The following is a 26,045-nucleotide window of genomic DNA, read 5'->3' as shown; positions in this document are numbered from 1 at the left end:
CGCCGCGTTCCCGTGAGGATCGCGGCGTTTTTTGATGGGTCAGGACGGCGAGCCTTCGTAGACGTCGATCTGCTCGTGGCCACCCTGGTCGAGGAGCCCCTTGCCCCGCTCGATCTCCGACGCGGAGCCTCGGGCCAACACGAGGAACTTGCCGGCCTTGACCTGGGTCTCGTATTTGATGGCCTGGTCCTTGGGAACTCCCCAACCGACCAGGGCTCCTCCCAGGGCCCCGAGGGCCGCGCCGGCGAGAGCCCCCTCGACCCCGCCCAGCAGCGCGGCCGAGAGGGGACCGGCGACGATCACCGGGCCGAGCCCCGGCAGGATCAGGAACGCGGCGCCCACGAGGAGGCCGAACAGGCCGCCGACCCAGGCGCCCGTCCCCGCCCCGGCCGACGCGAAATCCCCGGTGGTGACAAACCCGATCGGTGCCTCGCTGACCTGGAAATCACGCCCGACGATCGAAAGGTCGCTCATCGCGAAGCCCGCCTCGTGCAGCTTGCGCACCGCCTGCTCGGCGGACGCATGGTCGGGATAAACCGCGACGACACTCGATCCCACCGGCGTCTCTGACTGGCTCATGGCTGTTGGTCCTGAAAGGATCCTCGAAGGGGGTCGACTCACGTAAGGGATCTTACCGCAACCCCAGTACCAACCCCACTGGGACGGCCTCGGGATCCTGCTCGAGCATGAGCTCGCCCTCGAAGCCTCGATCGTGGCTCGTTTCCCGAGGCGATTTGGATTATTGTCGACTCCCTCGAAAAACGGCCCCATCGAATTCCAAGGCATGCTCGCCATGGCGGACTTTCCGCGACAACCTCCCTTTGTCGACTCTCCGATCCGACTGGCGGTCTGCGTGTCGGGAGGGGGGACGAGCCTCCAGAACCTGATCGATCTCATCCAGGCGGGCTCGCTGAACGCGACGATCGTCCAGGTGGTCGCGAGTCGCGCGGGGATCGGTGCGATCCCTCGGGCGGAGGCTGCGGGGATCCCACTGGCGGTGGTCACTCGCCGCGAGTCGAAGAGCGTGTCGGCCTTCAGTGAGGTCGTCTTCGAGGCCATCCGGACGAGCCAGGCCGACCTCGTGGTCCTCGGAGGCTTCCTCTCCCTGCTCGAGATCCCCCCGGATTACGCCGGGAAGGTCATCAACGTCCACCCCTCTCTGATCCCCGCCTTCTGCGGCAAGGGCTACCACGGCGCCGCGGTCCATCAGGCCGTGGTCGAATCGGGGGTGAAGGTCTCCGGCTGCACCGTCCACTTCGCCGACTCGACTTATGATACCGGCCCCATCATCGTGCAACGCACGGTCGAGGTCCGCGACGACGACACGCCAGGGATGGTGGCGGCCCGCGTGTTCGACGCCGAATGCCAGGCACTCCCGGCGGCGATCGCACTCTACGCCGCGGGACGCCTACAAACCGAAGGACGCCGCGTAATCGTCCGCGCCCCTCGCTGAACTCGGGCTGACATGCTCGAGTGAACCAGTCGGTTGTCCGGACACGTGATTCCGCGAGCGCTCGACGGATGAAACCGGGTTTCGGGCCTGGCCCTCAGAGGAGCAGGTGATCCAGGCTCGAGAGTCCCACGGGCTCTCGGCTCGCGAAGGGTTCGGCGTGGCGGACCCCGACGGTGTGCCCCCAGAATCGGGTCCGATCGCAGACCGAATCGATCACTCCGGGCCTACCTGCGGGCTGATTGTCCACGAGCTGCGATCGATAGCATCGCATCGCCGCGACCTTGGCGTCGAGTTGGTCGCTGATGTCGAGGATCAGGTTCGGGCGTTCGACGATTCGGAGATGCACGCTGAAATAATAGAGAATGCGAGCCGGGTGGAAAGGCTCCCCGGCGATGTCGGACTTCGAGAGCTTGCTCCAGAACCGGGCCTGCTCGACGAGCTGGGTGGCGGCGATGTGGTCGGGATGCGCGTCCTCCCAGTAGGGGGCGAGGAGGAGTCGAGGGCGTGTCTTCCGGAAGACTTCGGCCAGGGCTCTCCGATGTAGCAAGGTGGGTTCGAGGTTGCGATTCGGCAGCCCGAGATTCTTCCGCCAGGGGTTCCCGAGGGCGGCGTTAGCCTCGGCGGTCTCCTGCGATCGGCGCTCGAGCGACCCCAGCGGTGTGGGTTCCCCGGTCGTGAGGTCGAGGATCCCGACCCGCCACCCCTGGCTCAGCAATCGAACGATCGTCCCTCCCACCCCGAGCTCGGCATCATCCGGGTGCGGCGAGATCACCAAGGCATCGAGCATGGCAGCCATTCCCCAAGGGTCGAAGTCCTGACCACGGCCTTTCAACGACGCCCTCAATGATAGGCGCGGGCCCCCAACGGACGCGCTTCGACAGCGAATCGAATGCTGGTCTCCTATCGCGGTGAAGACCTGCTGTGGTACAATCTGGGTATATTGAATAATTCGGACGCGATGCGGGCAGTGCGATGGTCGGAAGACCTTTGTCTCTGTCCTGAAGGTGATGTGAAGCGCCCCGGAGTCGGTCCGATGCCGGACTATGTTAAGCTGGCGACCTTGAGCGACTTGCCCCCAGGGAAGGCCCTGGAGGTGGAGCACGGCGGTCGTATCGTCGCGATCTTCAATGTCGACGGCAAGATCTCCGCGATCGACGGGTTATGTCCCCATCAAGGTGGGCCGTTGGCCGACGGGATCCTGGAAGGGAACATGGTGTCGTGCCCCTGGCACGGCTGGGAATTTGACGTTTGCACCGGCAAGACGCCGTTGGGACCGAAAATCAAGCAAACGGTTTATGAGGTCAGGGTCGTAGGACAGGATGTGCTCGTGGCCGTCGATTGATGGGCCGCTTCGACGGAAAGTTCGTGTTGGCGCTCCGACTCGAGGCCCGTCTCCTCCCCGAATGAACGACCGGTGACGCACTTCCGCTCGTATCGAAACGGCGACTCGCCTGGCCTGGCCGACCTCTGGAACCGAGGCGTTCCCAACGAAGCCGTCGCGCGGCCCTTGACCGCGCACGAATTCGACACCCAGGTGATCTCCCGGCCCGATTTCGACGCCGCCGGCCTGACCGTCGCCGAGCGCCTCGGCAAGATCGTCGGCTTCGCCCACGCGGGGTTCGGGCCGGACGATCCCCCGGGGCCCGCCCTTCGTCTCAATCGAGAGCTCGGGACGATCGGGATGCTCGTCGTCGAGCCCGGCCCCGATGACCCCGAGCTCGAGGACGGACTCATCGCCGAGTCGAAGGCCTACCTCCAAGAACGTGGGGCGAAGGTCCTGTATGCCGGCGGCCAATATCCTTTGAACCCCTATTATTGGGGGATTTACGGGGGGAGCGAATGGGCCGGGATCCTCTCCGCCCACACCGCCTTCCTCCGCGCCGCCCACCAGGCGGGCTTCGAATCCGTGAGCTCGACGGTTCTCCTGGAAGCCGACCTCTCGGCGCCTGAGGTTCGCGATCCGAGATCGCCGCTCATCCGGCGCCAGGCCCGCGTCGAGATTCAGGAGGATTCGATGCCGTCCCACTGGTGGGAGTCGCTCGCCATCGGTGCATTCCGGCCGACCCTCTTTCGCCTGTTGTCGAAGTCCGATGACCGCGAGCTCGCTCGGGCGACCACCTGGGATATGAGTTGGTTTGGGCGTTGCGACGGCCGCACCCGGATCGGCCTGATCGAGTTGGGCGTCGAGCCCTCGTCACGTCGCAAGGGGTATGGCCGGCACCTGGTGGCCGAGATCCTCCGCCACGCCCGTTCTCAGATGGTCTCCGCGGTGGCCGTTCAGACCGCCGCGACCAACACGCCGGCCCTGGCCTTGTACCTTTCCCTCGGGTTCACCTCGGTGGAGTCGAGCACGCTCTTCCGGCTCCCCGGAGATCGAGGCCTCGGACCCCACTGAACGAAATCGGGCGAGACCATCCCCGGACGCCAAGCCGAACAACTGAGCCACGAATTTTCGACGGCGATTCCAACGCTTCCCCCCTTCCCCGACGTTCTAAGATATCGGGGGCGAAATCTGTCGCCGTCCATTCGGTGCGGACGAGAGTCCTCCCGTCACTCTTCTCTCGACATCCAAGAACTGGGATCCGACTAGCGATGGCACGCCGCACCCTCAATCGCCACGACCTTCGCGCCGCAGCCGAGGCGGCGGAAGCCCTCGGCCTCAACACGCCGGCGGAGCGCAAGCCGCGATCCGAGTCGACCGAGCGCCGTCCCAAGCCCGAGCCCCAGGCGCGGTTGCGCGTCGTCTGGGCTGTCTGCGACATCGGCGGGCGTACCGTTGCCACCTTCGAGTATCCGCGCAAGACCGACGCGGAAGCCCACGCCCTCGAACTGAAGGCGCGAGGCAAAGGGAATCACTTCGTTCGATCGCTCAAAGAACCGATGGGCTGAAGGATCAGGGGTCGGGCGATTGCGTTTGCCGTGCCCGCTCGATCTCGGCTCGGAAGAACTTGGGGGACCAACGGGCCATCGCCCAGTCGAACGGGGCCGGGAGCCAGTGGGCCAGGGCCACCGTCGCACCGGCGATCACGCTCGGCATGAGAAACGCGCGACGACCGTCGAGCTCGCGGACGATCGCTCGAACGATCTTGTCTGTCGGCTCGCCTTTGGGGAGTGCGTCGTGTGAGGCTCCCTCCCCGATTGCGACCCTCGCGAACTCGCTCTCGGTCCGGCCGGGACAGGCGGCCCAGACCCGGACGCCCGTCCCTCGGAGCTCGTATCGCAGGCTCTTGACCAGCCCGTTCACCGCGTGCTTCGTGGCGACGTAGACCGCCGAGTACGGCAGCCCCACGAAACCGAGGACCGACGAGATCTGGAGGATCTGACCGGCGCCTCGCGTGCTCATGTACCCTGCCCCTCGTCGGCTGAGATCCAGGAGTGCCATAAGGTTGACCTCGACCATCCGGCGCATGGCGTCGAAGTCTTGGTCGGCGAGCGCGTGATATTCTCCCAACCCCGCGTTGTTCACGAGGAGGTCGAGCCCGCCGGGGAGCTCCACGGCACGGGCCCAGAGCCGTCCCCGAAAGTCGGGATCGGCGAGGTCGCCGGCCATGACAACGACTCGACCCGGGGGGAGCTCGGCGGCCAGCTCCTCGAGCCGATCGAGTCGCCTGGCGGTCGCGAGGACGGTCATGTCCCGGTCGCGGACGAGTTGCCGGACGAGTTCGCGTCCGAGTCCGGAGGAGGCGCCGGTGACCAGGGCATTGCGAAGCATAGGGGCGCGAACTCCAAGCGTCTTATCCGTGTCCCAAGCAGGTCATCGGCCGCCCGACGACGCTCTGGGTTGTCCCGCCGTGATCGATGATTTAGAATCGAATCTTACGCGAGTCTCTCCCGCAATTGCAGGACTGAAGGGTCCGGAAAGAGGATTGACGTGGCCACCATCGACGACCGCCAGACCGCGACGAACCGAAAACCGTTGACCGGAGCCGACGTTCTGGTCGAGTCCCTGGTCCGGCACGGGGTCGAGGTCATTTTCGCCTACCCGGGCGGGGCGAGCATGCCGATGCACCAGGCGCTCACCCGCTTTCGCGACCAGATTCGGACCATCCTCCCTCGCCACGAGCAAGGCGGGATCTTCGCGGCCGAAGGGTATGCGAGGGCGAGCGGCAAGCCGGGCGTCGTGATGGCGACCTCCGGCCCGGGCGCGCTGAACCTCGTGACCGGCCTGGCCGACGCCAAGATGGACTCGCTGCCGATCATCGCCATCACCGGGCAGGTCCCCACCCACGTCATCGGGACCGACGCGTTCCAGGAAACGCCGATGGTCGAGGTGTGTCGGGCAATCACCAAGCACCACTACCTCGTCCAGAACGCCAAGGACATCGCCCGCATCGTCAAGGAGGCGTTCCACCTCGCCTCGTCGGGCCGGCCGGGTCCGATCCTCATCGACATGCCCAAGGATATTCAGAATACGATCGTGCTCGACCCCGACTACGACGTGGAGATGGACCTCCCCGGCTACCGGCTCCCGCCGGTCCCTTCGGATGAGAAGATCCAGGACGCCCTGGCCGCGATCAAGGCGAGCCGGAAGCCCATCATCTACTGCGGCGGTGGCGTGATCGCCTCGAACGCCTCCGAGGAGCTCCGGGAGTTCGCGACCAAGGCCGGGATCCCGGTCGCGATGACCCTCCAGGGCCTCGGCTCGATCCCGAACGAGCACTACCTCTCGCTCAACATGCTCGGGATGCACGGCACCGTCTACTCGAACTATGCCATCAACGACGCCGACCTGCTCCTCGCCCTGGGCGTCCGGTTCGACGACCGCGTGACGGGCAAGCTCAGCGAGTTCGCCAAGCACGGCCGGATCATCCACGTCGACATCGACGCCTCCGAGATCAACAAGAACAAGACCGCCCACATCGCGATCAACTCCGACGTGAAGTCGTTCCTGACCGCGATCAATCCCAAGGTCGAAGCGGGCGACTGGCGCGAGTGGCACCAGCAGCTCGACGCCTGGCGTGCCAGCGACCCGATGACGTACGACCAGCGCGACGACGCCATCCTGCCGCAGTACGTCGTCGACCAGTTCTCGAATCTCACCAAGGGCAAGTTCGTGATGGCCACCGGCGTCGGCCAGCACCAGATGTGGGCGGCCCAGTGGACCCGGTTCACCGAGCCGAGGACCTGGATCACCTCCGGCGGACTCGGGTCGATGGGCTTCGGCCTCCCCGCCGCGATGGGTGCTCAGGCGGCCTTCCCCGACGCCCTCGTGGTCGACATCGACGGCGACGGCAGCTTCGTGATGAACATCCAAGAGCTCGCGACCGTCTTCTGCGAGAACCTCCCGGTCAAGGTGATCCTGCTCAACAACCAGCACCTTGGGATGGTCGTGCAGTGGGAGGACCGCTTCCACGCCGGCAACCGAGCCCATACGTACCTCGGCCCCGTCGACCACCCCGAAGCGATCGGCCAGGGTGAAGGCGACCTCCCCGAAGTCACCTACCCCGATTTCGTGACGATCGCCAAGGGCTTCGGCGTCCAGGCCAAGCAGATCCGCCACAAGTCCGAGGTCATCGACGCCCTCAAGGAAATGATCGAGTACCCCGGCCCGTACGTCCTCGACATCCTGGTCCCCTACCAGGAGCACGTCCTGCCGATGATCCCGGCCGGGGGTACGTTCCGGGATATCATCAAGAGCTAATCCAATTCGCGCGGAGGCGTCGCGATCTCTCGCGACGCCCTCGAACGACGGCCGAGCAAAGATCCAGGGTCATCGATCGCGAAGCCCCGGGCCTCCTGTGAGGCCCGGGGCTTCGCGCGTTTCCGGAGAAAGGGATGGGATGCGGGGCTGGCTTCAATCTACAAACATAAATTCGTTCGTCAGCAGCAACACCTGGGCATAGGCTTCCCAAGGCGTGAGGACCGGCGGTGCAGGTCCTTCGAAGCCGGCGGAGGCGGCCCACTCGGAAGTCTCCGGGCTGATCTCCCGGATGACCGGGGCCCACGCGAAGGAGTCGAAGTCCGGGCTCGTGCGACAATCAACGACGAAGTCGACCGTCTCGCCCGCTCGGACCGCGTAGCGGGCGACGTGGGTCCGGACCTTGGCATTGTGGGACACCCAGGACCCGAGCTCGCCTCCCTTCGAGGCGACGATCCGACCGCGGACTCCGTCGCCGTTGGGGCTGCCGTGCTCGAGCGAGGCGTCGACCGCGATGACGGCGTCGTGGGGAGCCGTCCAGCGGCGGATGGCCGCGTGGTTGGGGTCGTTGCCCACATGGCCACCCCCGGCGTTGAGGTTCAGGTAGTGCAGGTTCGGATCCGGGATCTTCGGGCCGCACTGCCAGGTGTTCCCGGTCCAGAATGGGAAAGGCGTGAACCCGGCGAGTCGACCTGAGGACTCGTCGTAACCGCCGTAGCCGAACTGCCAGAGTTGTGGGGGCTTCGCGGCAAGCTCCGATTGATGGTCGAGGAAGCGAAGGCCGATCTCGACCTCGTGAGACTCGGGCTCCCTACCGAAGAGGCGTTCGTAATACGCCTGGATCCTGGCCTCCGGCGACGGAAACTCCGGGACGCTCCCCACCAGCCCTTTGGCCCGCTCGATGACGAACGGGCTGTTCATCAAGAAGAGCGCCTGCTGGGGGACGGTCGTGACGAACCGTCGAGGACTGCTCGCGTCGGGGCTGGCGAAGTCGAAGGTCCGGTAGACGCCGTCGAGGTTCTGGCGATCGATGAAGCCGTAGACCGTCCTCCTCGGCGAAAACGGAGGCTCACCGATCGGGACGGGACGTCCTCCGATCGTCTCGTCGAGTCGAGCGGAGACGGCGAGCATGGCGTCGCGCATCGACTCGAAGTCGAGGCGGCGCCTCGTGAACTTCCACAGGAGCCGGTTCTCGGGGTCGCGGTCGAGGTAGGCCGACTGATTCTCGCTCCCCTGCTGATAGACGCTGGAAAGCATGATCAGGCGATGGAGCGACTTGATCGACCAGCCGTCATGGAGGAACTGCCCGGCAAGGAAGTCGAGGAGTTCGGGGTGAGAGGGGGGCTCGCTCCGGAGGCCGAAGTCGCTGGGGGTTGCGACGAGCCCCATCCCGAAATGCTGGAGCCAGACCCGATTGACCAGCACCCGAGCTGTCATCGGGTTCGACGGATCCACGATCGCGTTGGCGAGCTCGAGTCGACCGCTCCCCTTCTGGAATGGCTTCCGGTCGGGGCCGGAGAGGACCTTGAGGAATTGCCGAGGCACATCCTTGCCGCGTCGGCCGGGATTCCCGCGGAGGAAGACGTACGGATTCACCGGCTGCGGGGCGTCGTTGAGGACCATCGCGCGGGCCGGCGGGCCGGGGTGGGTCGCCATCAACTGGGTCGCGCGGTTCTTCAACTCTTCGAGCGTCTTGCGGTCGCCTGGCGAATAGAGTCGCCCTGCGTTCTTGGCCAGGTTGGGGAACGGGCCGGGGGTCAGGTCGGGCGTGAGGGTGACGGGGCCGTCGGGTCGGTAGAGGACCTGGCGGAGCGACTCCCAATCGGGGTCGGTCAGGCCTGAGGCGGTTCCAACCTTGAGACGCTCCCGCCACTTCGATTCGGCCTCGCCGAAAAGGGCCGCGTAGCGCAGGGCGACGTCGCTCAATCGTTCGGGCGGAGCGTCGCGCAACGCTTTCGCGACGAGCGGATGAACCGGGGGCTTCGACTCGGCCAACTTGTCGATCGTGGCCTTCGCCTTCGAGGAGAACTCCGCCGCCGGCAAGTCCGCGAGGGCATTCCAGGGCGCGAAGATCGGGTCGAACTGGGCGCGGGTCTTCGCCCGGTAGGCTTCCCAGTTCCGGATCAGCCAGCGGAGACGGGTGGGTTCGAGGTGTTCCACGGCCGCCAATTCATTGCGTTTCGCGTTTTCTCGATCGAAGCCGAGCTGCGCGGCGACCTTCAGGTAGGCAGCGATCCGGCCGCGGAGGTCGTCCTGGATCTCGGCCTGTTTCGAAGCAACGAAGGCGTGGAATTCCGACTCGATCGCCTTGTATTGCCGGTCGTAGTCTAACGCCTGGGTGTCCGTGCTGGATGACTTCAGGAGGGGGAGTTCGCCGGGTTCGACCGAGCTGGCGAAGACGCCGTGGAGGGAGTAATAGTCATCGGTCGGGATCGGATCATATTTATGGTCGTGGCAACGGGCGCATGTCACCGTGAGGCCGAGGAGCCCCCGAGTCACGACGTCGATGCGGTCGTCGATGATGTCGTTGCCATCGTTCAGGAACCGACGGCCCACGGTCAGGAAGCCGAGGGCGGCGAGTGCGTTCGGGTCGCCGCCCGGAGGGAGGAGGTCGGCCGCGACCTGTTCCAGGAGGAACTGGTTGTACGGCTTGTCCTCATTGAAGGAACGAATGACGTAGTCTCGATACGTATACGAGAACGGGTAGCGACGCTCCTCCGTGAAGACGTACCCTTTGGTGTCGGCGTATCGTGCGACGTCGAGCCAGTGCCTCCCCCAGCGCTCGCCATATCTCGGCGACGCGAGAAGCCGGTCGACGACCCGAGCGAACGCATCGGATCGATGATCGTCCTCGAACGCCTCGATTTCCTCGATGGTCGGGGGGAGGCCCGTCAGGTCGAAGGTGGCCCGACGAATCAATGTCCGCTTGTCGGTTCGAGGCTGGGGGACCATCCCCTTCTGCTCGAGGGCCGAGAGGATGAAGTCGTCGATGGGCGAGGAACCCCATCGGGGATCGCTCACCGAAGGGGGAGTCACCTCGCGCACGGGCCGAAACGCCCAGTGCGACTCGCTTGCCTTGACCCGATCCTCAGGCGAGAGGGTTTTGCCCTCGGGCCAGGGTGCTCCGTGCTTGACCCAGGTCTCCAGAGTCCCTATGGCGAGGTCGGGGAGCTTGGCCTTGGGGGGCATCTTCACGTCATCATGCGAGTAACGGATCGCCCGGACGAGCAGGCTCTTGTCCGGGTCGCCGGGCACGAGGGCCGGCCCGCTCTCTCCCCCTTCCATCATCGCTTCACGCGAGTCGAGTCGCAGGCCCGAGCCTTGCCTGGTCGAGCCGTGGCACTTGACGCAGGACTCGACGAGGACAGGGCGGACCTTCGATTCGAAGAACTCGGCGTCCTTCTCCGAAACGGCGGGACCGGGGGCCTTGGCAGGCGGCTCGGCAAGCGCTCGGGCTGACAGCCCCGATCCGAGGAAGAGGCCGAGGAAAAACGAGGGAAGAAACGATCGCATGGGCGGGTTTCCCGTGGGGATCGTCGAGGCGCCGGTTGTGGCAATCGGGCCGATCGGACCCGGGCGGGTCGACCACGGCCGAAGGAGGGGCGGTCTATCCTGTCCAACATCAATTGTACAACAACGCCGAGACCCAGCCTAGCTCAACACGCATGCACGGTGCGGGCTGTTGCGACGTCTCTCCGTCGATTTGGCACCAAGCCTCACCCCCGTGGGTGGGGCACTCCTGCCCCGCTCTTTCTGCAAAAGTCGAGGCGAACATCGCCAGGCGAGAGTTCCCCACCCACGGGGGTATGGTCGGTATGGTCCCAAGTGCGAATGATTCGGTCGCGTGAGGGGCGAGGGGTCGCTAACCTGGAAGAATCAGGATTTCCCTAACCCGCCCTTGGACACGAAGGCGCACGTGGCGACGATGAGTTTCGAAGAGAAGCCTCCCGGATTGGCTCGAGCGCGGTTCCATGTCATCCTCGCCCAACCCGAGATCGCGGCGAACGTGGGGGCGATCGGGCGGACGTGCGTCGCGGCCGGCGCGATGCTCTGGTTGATCCGCCCCCTCGGCTTTCAACTCGATCATCCCCAAAGGCATCGCGCGGGCCTGGATTACTGGGAACACCTCACCTGGCGGGCGGTCGACCACCTCGATGAGGTCGCCTCGGCCCTCGGGCACGACCGTCTCTGGCTCTTCAGCACCAAGGCGGAGCGCTCCTACACCCAGGTCGAGTATCGCGAGGGGGATGGACTGGTCCTCGGGCCCGAGAGTCGAGGACTTCCCGAATCCTTGCTCACGTCCCGGCCCGATCGTGCCGTTCGGATCCCGATCCGGCCCGAGGCGCGAAGCTTGAACCTGGGAAATGCCACGGCGATCGCCGTCTTCGAGGCCCTCCGCCAGATCGACGACGGGAGTCACGAGCCGTGCAACTGAAGCCTACGGGGCTGCCGGAACCCGCGAGTAGAGGATTCGAAACGCGAAGGAGCCCCGGTCGTCGTGGACGACCGGGGCTCCTCGTGGTTTGTCAGCAAGCGAGACGAAGCAAGCGGTCGATCAAAGGCTGCCGAGGTTGGCCGCGTAGACGCGGACGCCCTTCTTCAGGCCCAGTTGGTCGACGATCTGGCTGGTCGCGGGGACGGACATGCTCTTGCCGGGGGGGAGGCTCACCACCGGCAGCACGTTGGGGGTGGCCCCTTCCTTCTTCGCGTCGCCGAGGATCGCCACGCCGTTCAGGACGAGCGGGGAGAAATTCTCGATCTTGATGCGGAAGGTATCCTTGCCCTTGACCTTGGGACCCTTACCGAGTTGAGCCCGGACGAGCCGTCCGAGGATCCCTTCGGCCAGGGCGTCGGCGAAGTCGCTGGTCTTGAGCTTGCCCTGGTCCGTGCCGATCGGCAGCGTGAACTTGCCGGCGGGAGCCCAGGCGGTGACATCCGCGTCGCTGGTCGCGACCTGGACGAGCGCTTCGACCTTCCTGGCCGACCCGGTGAGGGTGATCCGGCAGGCGATGCTCGGAACCTCGGGCTGGTCGGGGACGTCCGACTTCACGGAGAGGCCGAGAACGGTCTTGTCCTTGAGGGCCGCACCGATTTCGCTGACGGTCGCGTCGAGCGAGCGATCCGAGGTCCGGACCTGGCAGAGGAGCGACGCGGAGCCGTTCGCGGACTCGTCACCGAGGCGGTCGACGAACTGACGGGCCAGGGTCAGCTCCTGGGGATTCGACCACGACTTCGAGAGGTCGGCGATCGCGTCCCACTCGAGGCCCGAGGCCACGCGCCACATCACGAGCTGCGAGAGGGTCGCGGCGGTCTTGTCCTGGGCGAGCCGCTTGAGGGCCACCTGGACCTTGCGGTCGTTGGTCAACTGGCCGATCTCGCCGATCGCGAGCTTCTCGCCCTCCTGGGGCATGGCCAGGGGGGTCATCGGATCGGGGTTCGAGAGCGAGATGAGGCGGGTCGGGAGATGCCGGGTCTGGCCGGGCTTGAGCGAGGCGAAGGGAAGGCTGGTCGGGGGGACGGAGCGGAAGCCACCGCCACCCATGCCGCCACCACCCATTCCGCCCATACCACCACCCATGCCACCGCCCATGCCACCACCGCCCATGCCGCCCATACCGGACATGAGGGAGGTGAAGTCCCAACTATCACGGTCGCCGACGAGCCGCATGATGAGCTGGCCGAGCATCATCATGCCCATGGACGCCGGCATCGTGCCGCCGCCCATACCACCGCCGCCCATACCGCCACCGCCCATGCCGCCGCCGCCCATGCCGCCGCCGCCCATGCCGCCGCCGCCCATACCACCGCCACCCATGCCACCGCCCATGCCGCCGCCCATACCGCCACCGCCACCGCCACCCATGCCGCCGAACTGGCCGGTGGCAGACGTGGCGATCAGGCCCGGCGGGAGCACGACCCGGAGCGGACGCTTGGTGTTGTTGGTCACGGAGAGGGTCATCCGACCATCGCCAGTACCTTCGGCTTTGACGCCGATGGAGCGGTCGCGAAGCGCTTCGAGGAGATTGACGGCCGGAGCCTCGTCTTTGACGGCTGTGGCCTCATTCTTGACGGCCTGGGCCGAAGCCGACGAGAACGGGAAGGCCAGAATCAGGCCGCCGACGAGGGCCGAAGGCCTGGTCAGGAGGCAGAGGGGTGAGCGCATCAGGATCAACCTTACTCGTTGACTACGGGTGGGTCCGGGCCGATTCATTGAGGGGGAACACGCGGTCCCTGATTCCTCGACAGAACGGAGTCACGCCGAGCAGACGACCGAATTTTTTAGGGCTTCAGCGAGATCCGTCGGCATGTTGGCGTCACGGAGGTGGTACCAAAGAGAGACGTCGGCCATGCTCCGAGAATTCGATTCCGATTCGGAATATTGATTCCGATTCGGAATCTATCTTTTCGACCTCGGGTGCACCTCACATAGGGTGACCTTGGTGAAGGTCAGTGCATGGCCGCATCTGGTCCGATACAGTCGAAGAGCCTTGGGGCGGGTCGGGTTCCGAACCTCCGGGAAGGCACGCGAACGGATGACGGGGGCGATGGACGATGCGGTATGTCTCTCACCTTGCCTGTTCGGTCTGCGGCACGAGCTATCCCGCGGACCGGATCATGAACCTCTGCGAGCGCGACGCGCGCCCCGTCCAGATGATCCTCGACCTGCCTCGGATTCGGGCGGAGCGTGGTCGGGACGGAGGGTGGGATCCGGCTCGACGTGATCTATGGAGGTTCGGCGCCCTCCTGCCGCTCGACATCCATGACCCGTCCGACCGCGATCACATCGTCACGCTCGGCGAAGGACACACCCCCTCGATCGACTACCCTCATCCCTGGGCGGATCGCTTGCGTTGCCGACTGGAAGTGAAAGACGAGGGGCGCCACCACCCCGGATTCGGCGGCAACCCGACGCTCTCCTTCAAGGATCGGGGGATGGCGGTCACGGCGTCGATGGCCAAGGCCCTGGGCCTCTCGCGCCTGGCCGTCCCGACCCAGGGCAACGCGGGGGACTCGCTGGCTCGTTACGCCGTCGCCGCGACGATCGAGGCGGCGATCGTGATGTCACCCGACACCGACCTCCCGATCCTCGGGAGCGTGGCGGCCCTCGCGAAGCTGCACCCCGAGCTGATCAACCTCGACCTCGTCCCCGGCACGATCGTCGACTCCGCGCAGAGGGTCCGCGAGTCGTACGTCCCCCTGGGTTACTTCAGCGTCGCGACGTTCCAGGAGCCCGGCTGGCGGACCGAGGGGAAGAAGACGCTAGGGCTCGAGATGGCGGAACCTCGGGGAGACCGGCTGGCCGACCGGATCTGGAAGCTGCCCGACGTTATCATCTACCCGACGGGGGGAGGGACGGGGGTCGTGGGGATGGCGAAGGCCTTCGACGAGCTCGAGAGCCTCGGACTCGTCGGTCCCGAACGGCCTCGGATGGTCTGCGTCCAGAGCTCGGCGACGACGCCCATCGTCCGTGCCTTCAAGGAAGGGGCCGCCGATATCGACGCTCGTCCCGCGGGTTCCACGATCGCGACGGGCCTGAATGTCGCCAAGAATCTCGGACACATCAACGTGCTGCGGATCATCCGGGAGGCCGGTGGCGTGGCCGTCGCCGTGGACGACGAGGCGATCGGCGAGGTGATCCGTGAGGAATGGCAGCATCGTCGATTCGCCTGGTCGCCCGAAGGGGCCGCCACGCTCGCCGCGCTCCCCGAACTGGCCGACCTCGGGGTCATCCGGGAAGGAGACCGGGTCGTCCTGGTCAACACGGCCTCCCCCGAGAAGTCGCTCCCGACAATCCGAAAGTGGATTGGCGGAGGGCTTTGAGACTTAGGAAGTCTTGGACTTCGTCACGGTCTCGGTCTCGTCCGATCGCCCGTTCAGGGCCGGGAGGTATCTCCACGCAACTCCGGAGAGCAGGAGAAGGCCTCCCACGATGGTAGCTCCCGCGGGGCGTTCGCCCGCAACGAGGAGGACCCAGATCGGGTTGAGGATCGGCTCGACGAGGGTGATCAGGCTCGCCTCGGGGGCGTCGATCGTCCGGAGGCCTCGGGCGAAGAAGATATAAGGGATCGCCATCTGGATCAGGCCGAAGCCGACGAGCCCGAGACCCTGGGTCGCGCTGGGGATGGGGATCGAGCCTCGAGAGACGAGGATCCAGACGCCGAGGGCGATCGCGCCGGCGAGGTTGCTGAACGCGCTGAGCCAAACGGGGTCGAGGTCGCGCATCCCTCGAAATCCGACGGTCACGCTCCCGTACCCCAGGCCGCTGGCCAGTCCGAGGGCAATCCCCAGGCTTTCGGTGGGCCTGCCGTCGTGCCCGTACACGACGATCGCCGCGATCCCCAGGGTCGCGAGCACGATGCCGACGACCGCCCGGCGATTGGGAGCCTCGCGGAGAACGATCGCGCTCAGGGGGATCGTCCAGATCGTCGAGGTGCACTGGAGGAAGATCGCGTTCGCGGCGGTCGTGGCCTTCATCGAGGCGAGGTAGAGCCCCGTCATCGCCCCGAAGGCCAGGCCCAGCGGAATCATTCCAGGCCGGAAGACTTGTTTTGCTCGAGGGACGAATGGGAGCAACGCCAGTCCTGCGAAGAGTCCTCGATAGAAGGCGATCGTCAGTCCATCGAGGGCAATCGACTTGGCAAAAACGCCGCCGAGGCTCCACAGGACCGCCGCCGAGAGGACATACAATCGCCCTCGGGCGGAAGAGTTCCCTTGAGCGTCGGCCATTCGTCGAGTCCTCTCCTCTTCGCGCCTTTCTTTTCGAGTCCGGCCGATGGTACTCGCAGACTCGACGCCGGGGGAAGCCGGCTTCGCGGCCAACCCCACCCTTTACAAAGGAGCCGCCTTGATTTGGTGCGGGGATGCCGTTGATTCCTCGGGCCGAAGGGGCTGGAATGGATAGGATGGAGCCCTTCGGGGTGAGACCTGGACGTCTCGTTCTCGAGGCCCCGATCGCCAACGTCCGGGAGGACGACTCGTGACGCCACTCTTGGGCCTTTGCGCGGCCGTCCTTTGCCTGTACCTGTTGATCCGCCTCGTCGCGACGGCCGGCGCGTGGATGTCCGGGTCACGCTTCCGCGCCTATCGTTACATCGCGACGCACTACAACGGCAAGTACGAGAGCCGAGGCTTCTCCGACCCACCGACGGTCAGCTTTTCACACAACGGCTCGAGCATCCGCGTCGGCCTCGCGCCGATCGTGGCGGGACAGCCGGTCCACCCGAGGACTCGACTCGTCGCGCGGTTCCGCCAGGGACTCCCCTTTCGCCTCGAGCTCGCGCCCGCCGGTCGACCTACACCCCCGCAGCCCCCCAAGGGCACCCGACCCGTCCGGGTCGGGGATCCCGAGTTCGACCGCGCCTTCCAGATCCAGGCCAACGACCCCGAGATGGCCTGCGAGTTCCTCTGCAGCCCGGTCCGGCGCTCGATCGGCAAGCTCGTCCGGCTCGCTCCCCCGAGCGGGATGCTGATCTCGATCAACCCGGAGCGACTCCTGGTCCAGGTCGATCGCAACCTCGGACTCAGCTCCGACGCCCTGGCCCACGCCGTCCGAGAAGCCCTCACGATCCACGACGGCCTCCAGGCCGGCGTCGCGACCCGCCTCACCGAAGGCGTGTCGATCGTCGCCGTCGGCGTCACCGACGACCCCGAGATCGAATCCCCCATTTGCAAGGTTTGCGGCGAGCCCATCGTGACCCCTGGCGTCCTCTGCGTCGCCTGCCGGACCCCTCATCATCGGGATTGCTGGGAGTTCGTCGGCTCATGCTCGATCTATGGGTGCACTGGTAAGCACAGCGTTCCCGCGTAGAACTTGTCCCGTAAGGCCGTCGAGTTTTACCCCTCATGGAGGAGTCTATGCCCGATCCCTCGAACCCTTCTCCGAGGCCGAAAGTCACAATCAATCAGTGGATGATCCTCCTGGCCGTGGTCGTCGGGTCGAACGACCTGGCGGTTCTTCTTGTGCGGATGATCCTGTCGAGCCGAGTGTCGGCCGATCAACTCCGCTCGCATACGGCGTTCGCACTCTTCATTCTGAACGGGTTCGTGATGGTCTATGTAGTCTTCTATCTGTTCCTGGACGGGTGGTCGAAGGAGTATCACCACAAGCGGGGGTTACCGTATCCTCCGTCTCGTTGCATCGTGTGGCAGGGTGAGAAAGGTCTGGTATTCGGGCTCTTCCTCACTCTGATCTACATCGCCGTTCAGAGTGACCGGGTCGGGGCTGTGGGACCTGGCCTGACTGCGTTCCAGGCCGGTCCAGGGTGGGTAATGTTCCTCCTTTCGTTCGGCCTCTCCGCGTGGGTGATGAAGACGTCGGCCGGAAAGGCCACGGAGCAAATCACGCCGGTCAACCATTCCTCGGAAAGCGCGAGTCATCCCAACCAAATCCCGTAGCTCTTACGGTTGGGAGAGCCTTCGCTGCCGCAGGAAAATGAGGGGCATACACTCGACTGCGCTTTGGCCGGGTCTCGGAAAACGGCCTCTTGATCGTCAATCGGTCTGGGGTGCTGAACCTTGGGTCCGTCGTGCGCATCCACTCCGACAGCGGAGGGTCGAAGTGGGCCGGGAGACTCCGGCTGTCGACTCGGAGTTGATGGGAGCGAAGGGAATGGGTGTCCAACTCCTCATCGGTCTCGACGAATCCGAATCCAAGGAGATTCGGCGCCGGCTGGAGGCGACCCCGGTCTTCACATTCACGTCACTGCCCCGAATCCGGGTTGAGCGTGGGCGTTTGCTCGTCGAACACCCGCATGCGATGGATCGTTTCGTCCCGGTCGACGGAGTTGTTTACCACGCGATCTTCGAGGACGACTTTGATTTCCTCACCGCGCTGGCCCTCTGGGGAGGTCCTTGCCTGCCAAGCGCCCGCGGGATGATGGAACTCCGACTGCGACTCTCGGGCCTGGTCAGGGTGTTGGCCATTACCCGATTCGGCGGGCTTCCTAGAGGCTACGCGGACCGCGACTCGAGGCTCGACGTCGAGTGTCCCACCGTCGCCAAATGGGGGAACTGGCACTGCGGTGAGGACAAGCAACGCTTCGAGGGCTCGTGGACGGCCACCGAACCGACCCTCTTCGAGACCTTCGTCGACGGTGAGGCAGTCCGCATCATCCTCGTCGACCGACAGGCCTGGCAAGTTCGTATGGCGGGTGACGATTGGCTCAAGTCGGTCCACGATCCGAGGGCCGCATTCATGCCGATCGACCCTGAACTGCTCGACGACACGCGCCGATTGGCCGAACATTTCGGATTGCAGACCATCGGCGTGGACTACATGGTCTCCCTCGAGGGCGATCGCTCTCTTCTCGAGGTCAACCACGTCCCGAACGTGACCGTCTTTCCCGAGGTGCGTACGGCCTACCTGGATCTGGTCGTTCGCTGGACGGCCGGGCTGCCGGGGACTCCACTCCGAACGAACGAGTAAGTTCCACCGGTTCTCCCCGGATCTCAGTTGGCTTCCAGCAGTCCACGATCCGCGTTCCCCCACTGGTCGAGCACCCACTGGGCGATCCGATGAAGCTCCGTCTCGCCGTCGGACTTCGACTCTCGGTGCCGTGCCTCAAGGGGTCGGAGTCGATCCAGGGCACCGCGGTATCGGGCTTCTCTTTCGGCCGTCAACTCACCCTGATCCTTCATGGCCCGGACCCGAAGGGGACTTGTGAGCGGTGAGGGTTGACACCAGGTGCGCTCGAAGTTGAACGTGGCCTGAAGACTCAAGAGGTCGTCGATCGACTGCGCGGACGAGGCGGGCCCGAGAAGTTCCCGCCCGACGGTTGCTTTGTAAGAGTCGAACGGAAGGTCGGGATTGCGGACGAACTCCCGGTAGGCGATCCGGTTGACTCGCATCGGCAACTCGTCGTAAGGAGGGCTTCCGGGCTGCAGCCAGCCGAATCCCAGGGGTATCTGCCGTTTTCCCTTCAACCACCCCTGCCCTTCCTCGGCTTCGTTGGCGACGAACGTGAACGCTTCCAACGAGGGGATGTAGCCGGTCGCCCCGATCTCCTTCGCGTGCTTCGCGCCGCCCTGGATTTGTCGGGGGCTTCTCAAGGCGGGCGAGTCGTCCCACCACAGGCTTCCCTTCGCCTCCTTGATGAGGTCCGGCTCGGGCCTGGCGCTGTGAGGCGAGAAGACGAGGGTCCAGCGCGGGTCGAAGGGGAGTTTCGCCGCCTTCACGCCGAAACCCGGGACCTCCGACCCCGAGAAGTAGTGGGGGAAGACCACGACCGTGGCCTCGGGCTTCCTCGCCCACACCTCGTCCGAAATCTGCTTGACGAACCCGAATTCCCGCTCGAAGAAGTGTCCCGAGCAGTCTCGACAGTGGCAGATCGCATAGTCCGACGACTCGATGAGCAGGCCGTCCGCATTCGGGTAGAACTCGAACGCCAACTCCCGGGCGTACTCGAGCATGAACCGCTGCGACTCGGGCCTCGACGGACAGAGGTTATACCCCCAGCAGCCGATCCCGAACGCCTGCACCGGCTTACTGTCCTTGCCGACCGCCTTGAGCTCCGGATGTTCCAGGGAATACCGGTTCACGCCGTCATAGCCGAACGGCGTGAAGCCGAGCAGGACTTTGATCCCCTTCGAGTGTGAGTGGTCGATGAGGTCACGCAGGAAGTCTTTGCGGATGTTTTCATGATCCTCGTTGTACTTCCAGGTAATCGGAAACCTCCGGCTTCGGAATCCCCCGCCAATCCAGAGCACCAAAGTGTTTCCGCCATCGTCGTGAACCCCATCGACGATCCGAGTCCAATCGGCGAGGTCATAAGTCGGCATCCGCATGAACGTGAGGTAGTACCCTCGCTGATCGAACGGCCCGTCTCCGCTCGCTTCGCCTGCGGAGAGCCCCACGACGACGAGTGCGCTCAGGATCAAAGACACGGCAGCATCTCCGGAGTGAAACCGACAAGCACGATTCGCCGACGGGATCAGGATACCAATGCGGGCACCCACCACCAGCGGTACGACTCTCGTTTGGATTCTCGCGAGAGGAGGATGGGGACCACGGCCGTCTTCGGATGTCATGGAGCTTACGTCGGGAGTGGCCCGTTCCACTGGGATCGTTCGATGTCGGGAAGCCCGCGTCGATCTCGGGTTCTCGTCCAAGGCGGCCGAGCGTACCGTGTTGGCTGGGCTGCGTTCTCGCGGTGCGTCATCCCGGAGGCCTCGCATGGGCGTTCAGGACTTCGACCTGTACTCGCAATCCTACAAGCGGAACCCGTATCCCACGCTGGCGGCCATGCTTGCAGAAGCCCCCGTGGTCCGCGTCAGGTTCCCGCTGTTCGGCAAGATCTGGATGGCGACCACGTACGAGGCGGTAAACGAGCTCTTGCGCGATCGGCACACGTTCGTGCGAGAGGCCCAGTCGGCGGGTCTCTCGCAACGGGCCTCCCTTCCGTGGTGGGTCCCGCGATCGCTGCTCCCGATGGTCGGGTCGATGATCAATCGCGACGAGCCGGCGCATCGCCGTCTGCGGGGGTTGGTCGAGCAGGCGTTCGTCCGGCGAAGCATCGAGCATCTGCGGCCGAATTTCGAGCTGATCGTCGACCGAATGCTCGACGACCTGGAGGCCCAGTTCCGGCGGGACGGCCGGCCGGTCGACCTCGTCGCGGGCCTCGCGCGACCGTTTCCCCTGGCGGTGATCTGCGAGCTGCTCGGCCTGCCGCCCGAAGATCGGCCGAGGTTCGTGAGACTCGCCGAGGCGTTCGCCGGCCCGTTCTCGATGCTCGGCATGTTCCGCTGGTTCGGCGCCATCAAAGGGCTTGTGGCGTACATCCGCGAGGAGGTCCGACTCCGCCGCGCCGAGCCTCGCGAGGGACTCATCTCCGCGCTCATCGCCGCCCAGCACGAGGGCGAGAGCCTGACCGACGATGAGTTGCTCGCAATGATCGGCCTGCTGCTGGCGGCAGGCCACCTGACGACGGTGCACCTGATCGGAGCGGGCGTCTATACGCTCCTCGGCCATCCCGACCAGCGGCAGGCGCTGGAGTCCGACCGGTCACTGGCGGAGTCGGCGGTCGACGAGCTTCTGCGCTACGTCTCCCCCGTCCAGATGACCAAGCCGATGATGCCGGCCCGCGACCTCGAGTGGCAGGGGCAGGTGCTGAAGCGCGGAGAGAAAGTCTTCGCCCTGCTGGCCGCCGCGAACGTCGACCCGAAGAAGTTCGAGGCCCCCGACCGGTTCGACATCCGACGCCGTCCCAACCCGCACCTGGCGTTCGGGGCCGGGATCCACGTGTGCTTGGGAGCGAGGCTGGCCAAGATCGAAGGCGAGATCGCGATCGAACGATTGTTGACCCGCTTCCCGAGGCTCGAGCTGGCCGTCCCTCCCTCCACGGTGCGATGGTCGGGCCAGCCGGGGACCCGAGGCCTTGCGGCCCTCCCGGTCCGGCTTTGGACGTCGTGAATGCGCCCACCTTTTGAGCAAGCCCGGTTCACGCCCCCGTTTCAGTCGGATGGGATCACGTGGCCGGGAGCCTCCGTTCGCGACGGGTTGCGTCGACTGGTCGACCAAGTCCGGCCGGTTGGCGACGGATCGTGCCCCTCGGCGTCGGTTAGGTTCTGGTCGCAATCACGAGTGCCAGTCCGGAAGGGCAATACAAAACCCCGTCGGCGCCGGTACGCAGGACGGGGCTGTTAAGATGTCACCCGGATTTCTCCGACGTCTGGCCGCTCACAGTCCGCTCATATGCTGTGCCGCAATATTGAGCAGGCGGATGAGCGACCGATCGGTCGTTTTGGCCTTCGGATCGTGGAATTCACTCATGATGGGGTCATAGTACTTCACGTTCGCATCGCGGGCCTCTTGATCCGAATACGCCCAGAACTTCAAGTTGACCTTGCCCACGGTCAAGGCGGCCATACGCTGAATGACGAACACGGCCGATTTGTCGTTGTTGAAATCGCCGGCCCCGATGGGCCCGGTGTGGATCAGAACCGGCTCCCCTTTCGCCTGCTCCTTCGCGAGCGTGAAACCGGCGACGAACGTGTTGAACAGGTCCTTGACGATGGCCTGCGACGCCTTCGGCTCGGTTTTGGACAGGCGTGGGGCCGCCATCGCGAGGATGTTGATCGTGAACGGTTGCTGGAGCTCCTCGTCGGCGGCCTTGAGCTCCGCGACGGGCATCGTCCTCCATTTGTCCTTATCCGACGCACGCTCGTGAATGTGCATCACGCGCCTCACCTTCTCGAAGACCCAAGGCGTTGGGCTTCCGTCGAGCACCCCCGGCTTCACGCCCGTGCGGACGACGGGGCGGGACGGCAAGGCCGCCGCGTTGGCCATCTCGGGCATCTCGAGGCACATCGTCTCTTCCTGGACGAAGCCGGTGTTGAACACCCCGCCACCCAACTCCTTGTTGGCGAAGTCGACCCAGAACTGCATCTCTTTGTCCTTCGAGGTATCGTAATTATACCGATCGGAGGACGTTTGGTAGTGAGCGATGTGCGAACTGTCGAGGGCGTTGCTGAAGTAGCTGGGATCGTGACCGTTGGTGATCGCGAACTCGTCCTGGTTCGTCAGTTGCGTGGCGGTCATCGTCGACGTGTTCTTGTAGTGGGTCTGGTAATGTTCCAGGGCCCTGTCGAGCAGCAGCGCCTTGCGGCCGTACGGGTCGTTGGCTTCGTTGTAGGTCGTCTTCTTTTGGGGATCGGGCCCCGCCTGCTTCTTGAGGCCCTCGATCGCCTTGTCGAGATGGTCGTGAAAACCGAGGTTCAGCGATGAGAGCCGTCGATGCCGTACCTCCGGGCGTCGAGTTTCCGGACGGCGAACCTCGGGACGCCCCGTCCGGCCCCGCGCCTTGCCAGGCTCCTGGCCGGCGCCGGTGGCGTGCCAGAGGCCCAGGATCATCCCCGCGATGAGTGCCCCGTAACCCCAACTCGACGTCAGCCCCGCCCGAATGGTGAACCGCCTCGACAGCATGGTGGTCGCTCCCCGAAATGTCGAAGACGCGCCTCGGACGGCGATTGCCTCGCGCCCTCATACAAACAGCCAGGCACGTCTTCGCTCCAACACCATATGAGCCCCATGTTCGGGTGTCAATCGGGCCAAAAAAAACACGTGCGTGGATTGAGGCTCGAACGGAAGCCTGGCTATCGAAGCGGGCCGCAGGGGGCCACCGTCCGGGAGGGCGGAGCGAGGGCACGGGGAGCCGGACTACGGGGCTGCGGCAGAGAACACGGACGTCGCTCGCCGTGCTCGAGGCCATCTTGGGAATTAAGGAAGGCTATTGGCGAGGCAGATCGTCGAGTGGAGGCCCTTGCGTCGCGGACGAGGGGTCGGGTTGGTGTCGGCGATCGGCCGGAAGGGGGTAGGAGGCTTACGGACCCGGGCCTGAGAAAGCGAGGAAATCGATTCGAGAACACTCTTACGGTTTTCCCAATCACCGGCCGACTTGGCGGTTTGCTTTGCCGCGAAAATTATTGTATATATATCTTTGCTTTGGGGTTTCGCTATCGCTCAGGAACGCCGAGCTGATTCGTTTCTGGAGATTCGGAGTCACCCACTGACCATCCGTGCCAAGGGGATGTTAGAGGATCCCACGGCACTGGGAGTCGCTCGGCCCGGCTTGCGTCGACCCACGGTTCTGCGATGGTTTGCTGTTTGAAACGTAGAGAGAGGAGAAGATCGAGGAGGGTGGGCGATCGATGGTACCGAAGGTGGGACTTGAACCCACACGGGTGTTACCCCACCGGATATTGAGTCCGGGTCGAGCGTCTGGAGGAGGGGCTTGGCCTTCTCGGCCTCCTGGGCGACCCAACGTCCGATGCTGGAGTGGTCGGGGGCGTCATCGGGAAGGACGACGCGAAAGAGTTCCTCGATCTGACGCGAGCTGATCCCCATGGCGAAAGCGGTAACTGCGAAGCGCCTGCGGGTGGGGACATCGAACAGGACAGTAGACGTGGTGGTGGGCTCTTGTGCGACGGGATTGGGAGGGCGGAGGGGGCGTTGCAGACGAGGTCGCGGATCGATAGCGTGAACATCGGGTGAGGCCCTCCCTGAGACTGGCGATCTTGGTCGTGAACCAGTTCACCAAGGGGCGGCCTCCCCTTCCACTCAAACTGTCAACCCGCCGAAGTCGCATCCCGCTCGTTACGCGACCGAGCCGTTTCCCGCAAGCTCGGAGCCGTGCTATACTCGATCCCGGACGCATCTTACGCAAAGGAACGCACATGGGGACGACCACCACGCACGCGGGCGAAAACGAGCGGGCATTGCATCCCTCCCAGGGCACCAGCGAAGGGGCGATCCTTAGCAGGATTCTGGAACCCGATCAGGCCACACTCTCCATCGCGGCCGCCCGGGCAATCCTCGATTTCGGCTTCACCCAGGCCGATATGCAACGGATGCGCCAGCTATCGGCCAAAGCCCAGGAAGGGACTCTCAGCCTCGGCGAGCAGGATGAGATCAATAATTACGAGCGAGTCGGGCACTTCCTCTCGCTGATGAAATCCAAAGCCCGTCGCTCACTCAAGGCCCGCGGCAGCAGCAACGGAAAGGGCAAGGCTCACTGAGCACGCATGCAACGCGAGCTTGTAGACCTGGTGTGGCAGCGTGCCGGTGGTCGTTGCGAATACTGCCAGCTATCCCAAGAGAGCCTCGATCTTCCTTTCGAGATCGACCACATCATCGCCAAGAAGCATCTCGGTCCCACCCGGGCCGCCAACCTCTGTTTAGCCTGTTTTGCCTGTAATAACCATAAAGGTCCGAATATTTCTGGAATCGACGCGAAGACGAAAAGAATCGTCTCCTTGTTCAATCCACGTCGCCACAAATGAAGTAGGCATTTCCGCTGGGACGGACCAACCCTGGTCGGGTTGACGCCAGCCGGCCGGGCGACCATCGTCGTCCTTGAAATCAATCTCGGCTATCGCGTGATCTTCCGGCAGGGGTTGATCGAGGAAGGTGTGTTTCCTCCTGAGTGACGCCGAGATGCCCCGGCTATTCACGGTTTGTCGGTTCGTTCTACAATCGAAAGGTTTCGACATCCAAGAATGGTTGCATGCCTCGACCTAGGTGAAGCACTCCAAACAAGGAGCCATCAGGCATGATGTTGCCAGAAAACCATTCCGGGTATTGGTCGAATTCGAGATTCGTCTGTAAGGGTCGATTCCCAAAATGTGGCGCTTGCATGTGGGTCTCGATAGCATAGTCATTGGTCTGTCGATCACCGACTACCCCCCTAAGGAGACAAGCCTGAAATGCAGCTCGATGCCCTGGATGGTCCGGTCTTCGAGCGAATCCCGGGACGTGGTCAGGTAGCGGTTGCGGAACTCTGCCAGGGTCAAGGCGCGCACCTCCGCAGGAACGCCTGTCGACCCTGACGATGGCTTGCCGGCGTGCTGGAGGAATTCGACGATGCCGACGCCAGGCGGCAACTCGATCAACGGCTGCTTGAGCCGCAGGAGCAGGTATCCCTCTGGGCGGCCTTGGCCTCCGCCTCCTCCAGTGAGACCTTGCCGATGGTGACGAAGGGCTGCTTGCCGTGGTAGCGGAAGATGAATCGGTAGCTGCCGCTACGATCCTGGAGCGAGGCCATTGGATGTCCCCAATGCCGCCCCAATCCTGTTGCCAAGGCGGGCGATGTGGAGTGGGCAGGATCGCCGTAAGTCGATAGTACCGAAGGTGGGACTTGAACCCACACGGGTGTTACCCCACCGGATTTTGAGTCCGGCGCGTCTGCCATTCCGCCACTTCGGCATGTGCTGATTCGTTGAACCCGGGTCGGGCCGAGGCTCCGAACGTTGGGCTCGTACGAGGAGGCTATGATCCAATTCAGGGGGCGTGATGTCAAGAGCCTTTGAGCCAGGTCGCGAACCCTCAAACTCGCTCGAGGATTGGGTGTGCCGTATGGCCGATCCGGTTTTGAGGCCGAGAATGTCATCGCCGCTCGAGGGGGGCTTCGGGGGCTTCGGACCGGCATTCGGTGTGGAAAGGCCGATGCGGGAAGACGGTGG

Annotated in this window: 23 protein-coding genes and 1 tRNA gene; 13 read left to right on the top strand and 11 right to left on the bottom strand. The window is 64.7% G+C overall.

The window, feature by feature from the left end:
* Window positions 1-39 precede the first annotated feature (39 nt).
* Complete coding sequence (locus ACYOEI_RS01150) at window positions 40-579, bottom strand: general stress protein (protein WP_462847413.1); 540 nt, start codon at window positions 577-579, stop codon at window positions 40-42.
* A 214-nt stretch (window positions 580-793) separates the two neighbouring features.
* Here ACYOEI_RS01150 and purN point away from each other — a divergent pair, with 214 nt between their 5' ends.
* Window positions 794-1,453 (top strand): phosphoribosylglycinamide formyltransferase, encoded by a 660-nt coding sequence (purN, locus tag ACYOEI_RS01145; RefSeq protein WP_462847411.1) that lies wholly within the window; start codon window positions 794-796, stop codon window positions 1,451-1,453.
* Window positions 1,454-1,547: 94 nt separating this feature from the next.
* Here purN and bshB1 read toward each other — a convergent pair whose 3' ends face one another.
* A complete protein-coding gene (gene bshB1, locus ACYOEI_RS01140; protein ID WP_462847410.1) occupies window positions 1,548-2,240 on the bottom strand; it encodes a bacillithiol biosynthesis deacetylase BshB1 in 693 nt (230 codons plus the stop codon).
* A 246-nt stretch (window positions 2,241-2,486) separates the two neighbouring features.
* Between bshB1 and ACYOEI_RS01135 the strand changes: the two genes are divergently transcribed.
* The 3 genes from ACYOEI_RS01135 to ACYOEI_RS01125 all read left to right on the top strand — a co-directional run bounded on the left by ACYOEI_RS01135 (window position 2,487) and on the right by ACYOEI_RS01125 (window position 4,342).
* Window positions 2,487-2,795, top strand: coding sequence for a Rieske (2Fe-2S) protein (locus ACYOEI_RS01135; RefSeq protein ID WP_462847409.1), 309 nt, complete (start codon window positions 2,487-2,489; stop codon window positions 2,793-2,795).
* A gap of 72 nt (window positions 2,796-2,867) precedes the next feature.
* The gene (locus ACYOEI_RS01130) at window positions 2,868-3,848 is read left to right on the top strand and encodes a GNAT family N-acetyltransferase (RefSeq protein ID WP_462847408.1); all 981 of its coding nucleotides are present in this window, start codon (window positions 2,868-2,870) and stop codon (window positions 3,846-3,848) included.
* Window positions 3,849-4,045: 197 nt separating this feature from the next.
* Entirely contained in the window at window positions 4,046-4,342 is a 297-nt protein-coding gene (locus ACYOEI_RS01125; protein WP_462847407.1) for a hypothetical protein, read from the top strand.
* 4 nt (window positions 4,343-4,346) lie between these two features.
* Here the strand turns inward: ACYOEI_RS01125 and ACYOEI_RS01120 are convergent, their stop codons facing one another.
* Complete coding sequence (locus ACYOEI_RS01120; RefSeq protein WP_462847406.1) at window positions 4,347-5,165, bottom strand: SDR family NAD(P)-dependent oxidoreductase; 819 nt, start codon at window positions 5,163-5,165, stop codon at window positions 4,347-4,349.
* Window positions 5,166-5,324: 159 nt separating this feature from the next.
* On the opposite strand from ACYOEI_RS01120, the gene ilvB reads away from it, so the two are divergent.
* Entirely contained in the window at window positions 5,325-7,094 is a 1,770-nt protein-coding gene (ilvB, locus tag ACYOEI_RS01115; RefSeq protein ID WP_462847405.1) for a biosynthetic-type acetolactate synthase large subunit, read from the top strand.
* Between the two features lie 153 nt (window positions 7,095-7,247).
* Here the strand turns inward: ilvB and ACYOEI_RS01110 are convergent, their stop codons facing one another.
* Window positions 7,248-10,604 (bottom strand): PSD1 and planctomycete cytochrome C domain-containing protein, encoded by a 3,357-nt coding sequence (locus tag ACYOEI_RS01110; RefSeq protein WP_462847404.1) that lies wholly within the window; start codon window positions 10,602-10,604, stop codon window positions 7,248-7,250.
* Window positions 10,605-11,016: 412 nt separating this feature from the next.
* Here ACYOEI_RS01110 and ACYOEI_RS01105 point away from each other — a divergent pair, with 412 nt between their 5' ends.
* Window positions 11,017-11,526: a tRNA (cytidine(34)-2'-O)-methyltransferase gene (locus tag ACYOEI_RS01105; protein ID WP_462847859.1), complete on the top strand. Its 510-nt coding sequence runs from the start codon at window positions 11,017-11,019 to the stop codon at window positions 11,524-11,526.
* 120 nt (window positions 11,527-11,646) lie between these two features.
* On the opposite strand, the gene ACYOEI_RS01100 is transcribed toward ACYOEI_RS01105, so the two are convergent.
* Complete coding sequence (locus ACYOEI_RS01100; RefSeq protein ID WP_462847403.1) at window positions 11,647-13,254, bottom strand: hypothetical protein; 1,608 nt, start codon at window positions 13,252-13,254, stop codon at window positions 11,647-11,649.
* A 389-nt stretch (window positions 13,255-13,643) separates the two neighbouring features.
* Here ACYOEI_RS01100 and ACYOEI_RS01095 point away from each other — a divergent pair, with 389 nt between their 5' ends.
* Window positions 13,644-14,912 carry a threonine synthase gene (locus ACYOEI_RS01095; RefSeq protein ID WP_462847402.1) on the top strand — a complete coding sequence of 423 codons (1,269 nt, stop codon included), beginning with the start codon at window positions 13,644-13,646 and terminating at the stop codon, window positions 14,910-14,912.
* Between the two features lie 3 nt (window positions 14,913-14,915).
* Here the strand turns inward: ACYOEI_RS01095 and ACYOEI_RS01090 are convergent, their stop codons facing one another.
* Window positions 14,916-15,818, bottom strand: coding sequence for a DMT family transporter (locus ACYOEI_RS01090; protein WP_462847401.1), 903 nt, complete (start codon window positions 15,816-15,818; stop codon window positions 14,916-14,918).
* Window positions 15,819-16,068: 250 nt separating this feature from the next.
* Between ACYOEI_RS01090 and ACYOEI_RS01085 the strand changes: the two genes are divergently transcribed.
* The 3 genes from ACYOEI_RS01085 (at window position 16,069) to ACYOEI_RS01075 (ending at window position 18,516) form a co-directional block, all read left to right on the top strand.
* The gene (locus ACYOEI_RS01085; RefSeq protein ID WP_462847400.1) at window positions 16,069-16,899 is read left to right on the top strand and encodes an RING finger protein; all 831 of its coding nucleotides are present in this window, start codon (window positions 16,069-16,071) and stop codon (window positions 16,897-16,899) included.
* A 47-nt stretch (window positions 16,900-16,946) separates the two neighbouring features.
* Window positions 16,947-17,486: a hypothetical protein gene (locus tag ACYOEI_RS01080; RefSeq protein WP_462847399.1), complete on the top strand. Its 540-nt coding sequence runs from the start codon at window positions 16,947-16,949 to the stop codon at window positions 17,484-17,486.
* 214 nt (window positions 17,487-17,700) lie between these two features.
* Window positions 17,701-18,516, top strand: a complete 816-nt coding sequence (locus ACYOEI_RS01075; RefSeq protein ID WP_462847398.1) for an ATP-grasp domain-containing protein — start codon at window positions 17,701-17,703, stop codon at window positions 18,514-18,516.
* 23 nt (window positions 18,517-18,539) lie between these two features.
* Here the strand turns inward: ACYOEI_RS01075 and ACYOEI_RS01070 are convergent, their stop codons facing one another.
* Entirely contained in the window at window positions 18,540-19,973 is a 1,434-nt protein-coding gene (locus ACYOEI_RS01070) for an alpha-amylase family protein (RefSeq protein ID WP_462847397.1), read from the bottom strand.
* A 289-nt stretch (window positions 19,974-20,262) separates the two neighbouring features.
* Here ACYOEI_RS01070 and ACYOEI_RS01065 point away from each other — a divergent pair, with 289 nt between their 5' ends.
* Window positions 20,263-21,498: a cytochrome P450 family protein gene (locus tag ACYOEI_RS01065; RefSeq protein WP_462847396.1), complete on the top strand. Its 1,236-nt coding sequence runs from the start codon at window positions 20,263-20,265 to the stop codon at window positions 21,496-21,498.
* A 267-nt stretch (window positions 21,499-21,765) separates the two neighbouring features.
* On the opposite strand, the gene ACYOEI_RS01060 is transcribed toward ACYOEI_RS01065, so the two are convergent.
* Complete coding sequence (locus ACYOEI_RS01060) at window positions 21,766-23,010, bottom strand: hypothetical protein (RefSeq protein WP_462847395.1); 1,245 nt, start codon at window positions 23,008-23,010, stop codon at window positions 21,766-21,768.
* A 1,250-nt stretch (window positions 23,011-24,260) separates the two neighbouring features.
* On the opposite strand from ACYOEI_RS01060, the gene ACYOEI_RS01055 reads away from it, so the two are divergent.
* Both ACYOEI_RS01055 and ACYOEI_RS01050 read left to right on the top strand, forming a co-directional pair.
* The gene (locus ACYOEI_RS01055; RefSeq protein WP_462847394.1) at window positions 24,261-24,602 is read left to right on the top strand and encodes a hypothetical protein; all 342 of its coding nucleotides are present in this window, start codon (window positions 24,261-24,263) and stop codon (window positions 24,600-24,602) included.
* A gap of 6 nt (window positions 24,603-24,608) precedes the next feature.
* Window positions 24,609-24,866 (top strand): HNH endonuclease, encoded by a 258-nt coding sequence (locus ACYOEI_RS01050; protein ID WP_462847393.1) that lies wholly within the window; start codon window positions 24,609-24,611, stop codon window positions 24,864-24,866.
* A gap of 396 nt (window positions 24,867-25,262) precedes the next feature.
* Here the strand turns inward: ACYOEI_RS01050 and ACYOEI_RS01045 are convergent, their stop codons facing one another.
* From ACYOEI_RS01045 to ACYOEI_RS01035, 3 genes are all read right to left on the bottom strand, one after another.
* Window positions 25,263-25,475 (bottom strand): hypothetical protein, encoded by a 213-nt coding sequence (locus ACYOEI_RS01045; protein WP_462847392.1) that lies wholly within the window; start codon window positions 25,473-25,475, stop codon window positions 25,263-25,265.
* Complete coding sequence (locus ACYOEI_RS01040; protein WP_462847391.1) at window positions 25,472-25,627, bottom strand: hypothetical protein; 156 nt, start codon at window positions 25,625-25,627, stop codon at window positions 25,472-25,474. Before ACYOEI_RS01040 ends, ACYOEI_RS01045 begins: the two co-directional genes overlap by 4 nt.
* 78 nt (window positions 25,628-25,705) lie before the next feature.
* Window positions 25,706-25,788: transfer RNA gene (locus ACYOEI_RS01035), tRNA-Leu, on the bottom strand.
* Between the last annotated feature and the right edge of the window lie 257 nt (window positions 25,789-26,045).

The sequence above is a fragment of the Singulisphaera rosea genome (assembly GCF_054877945.1).
Note: the sequence above shows the minus strand (reverse complement) of the source record. Positions and strands in the feature narration are given on the sequence as shown.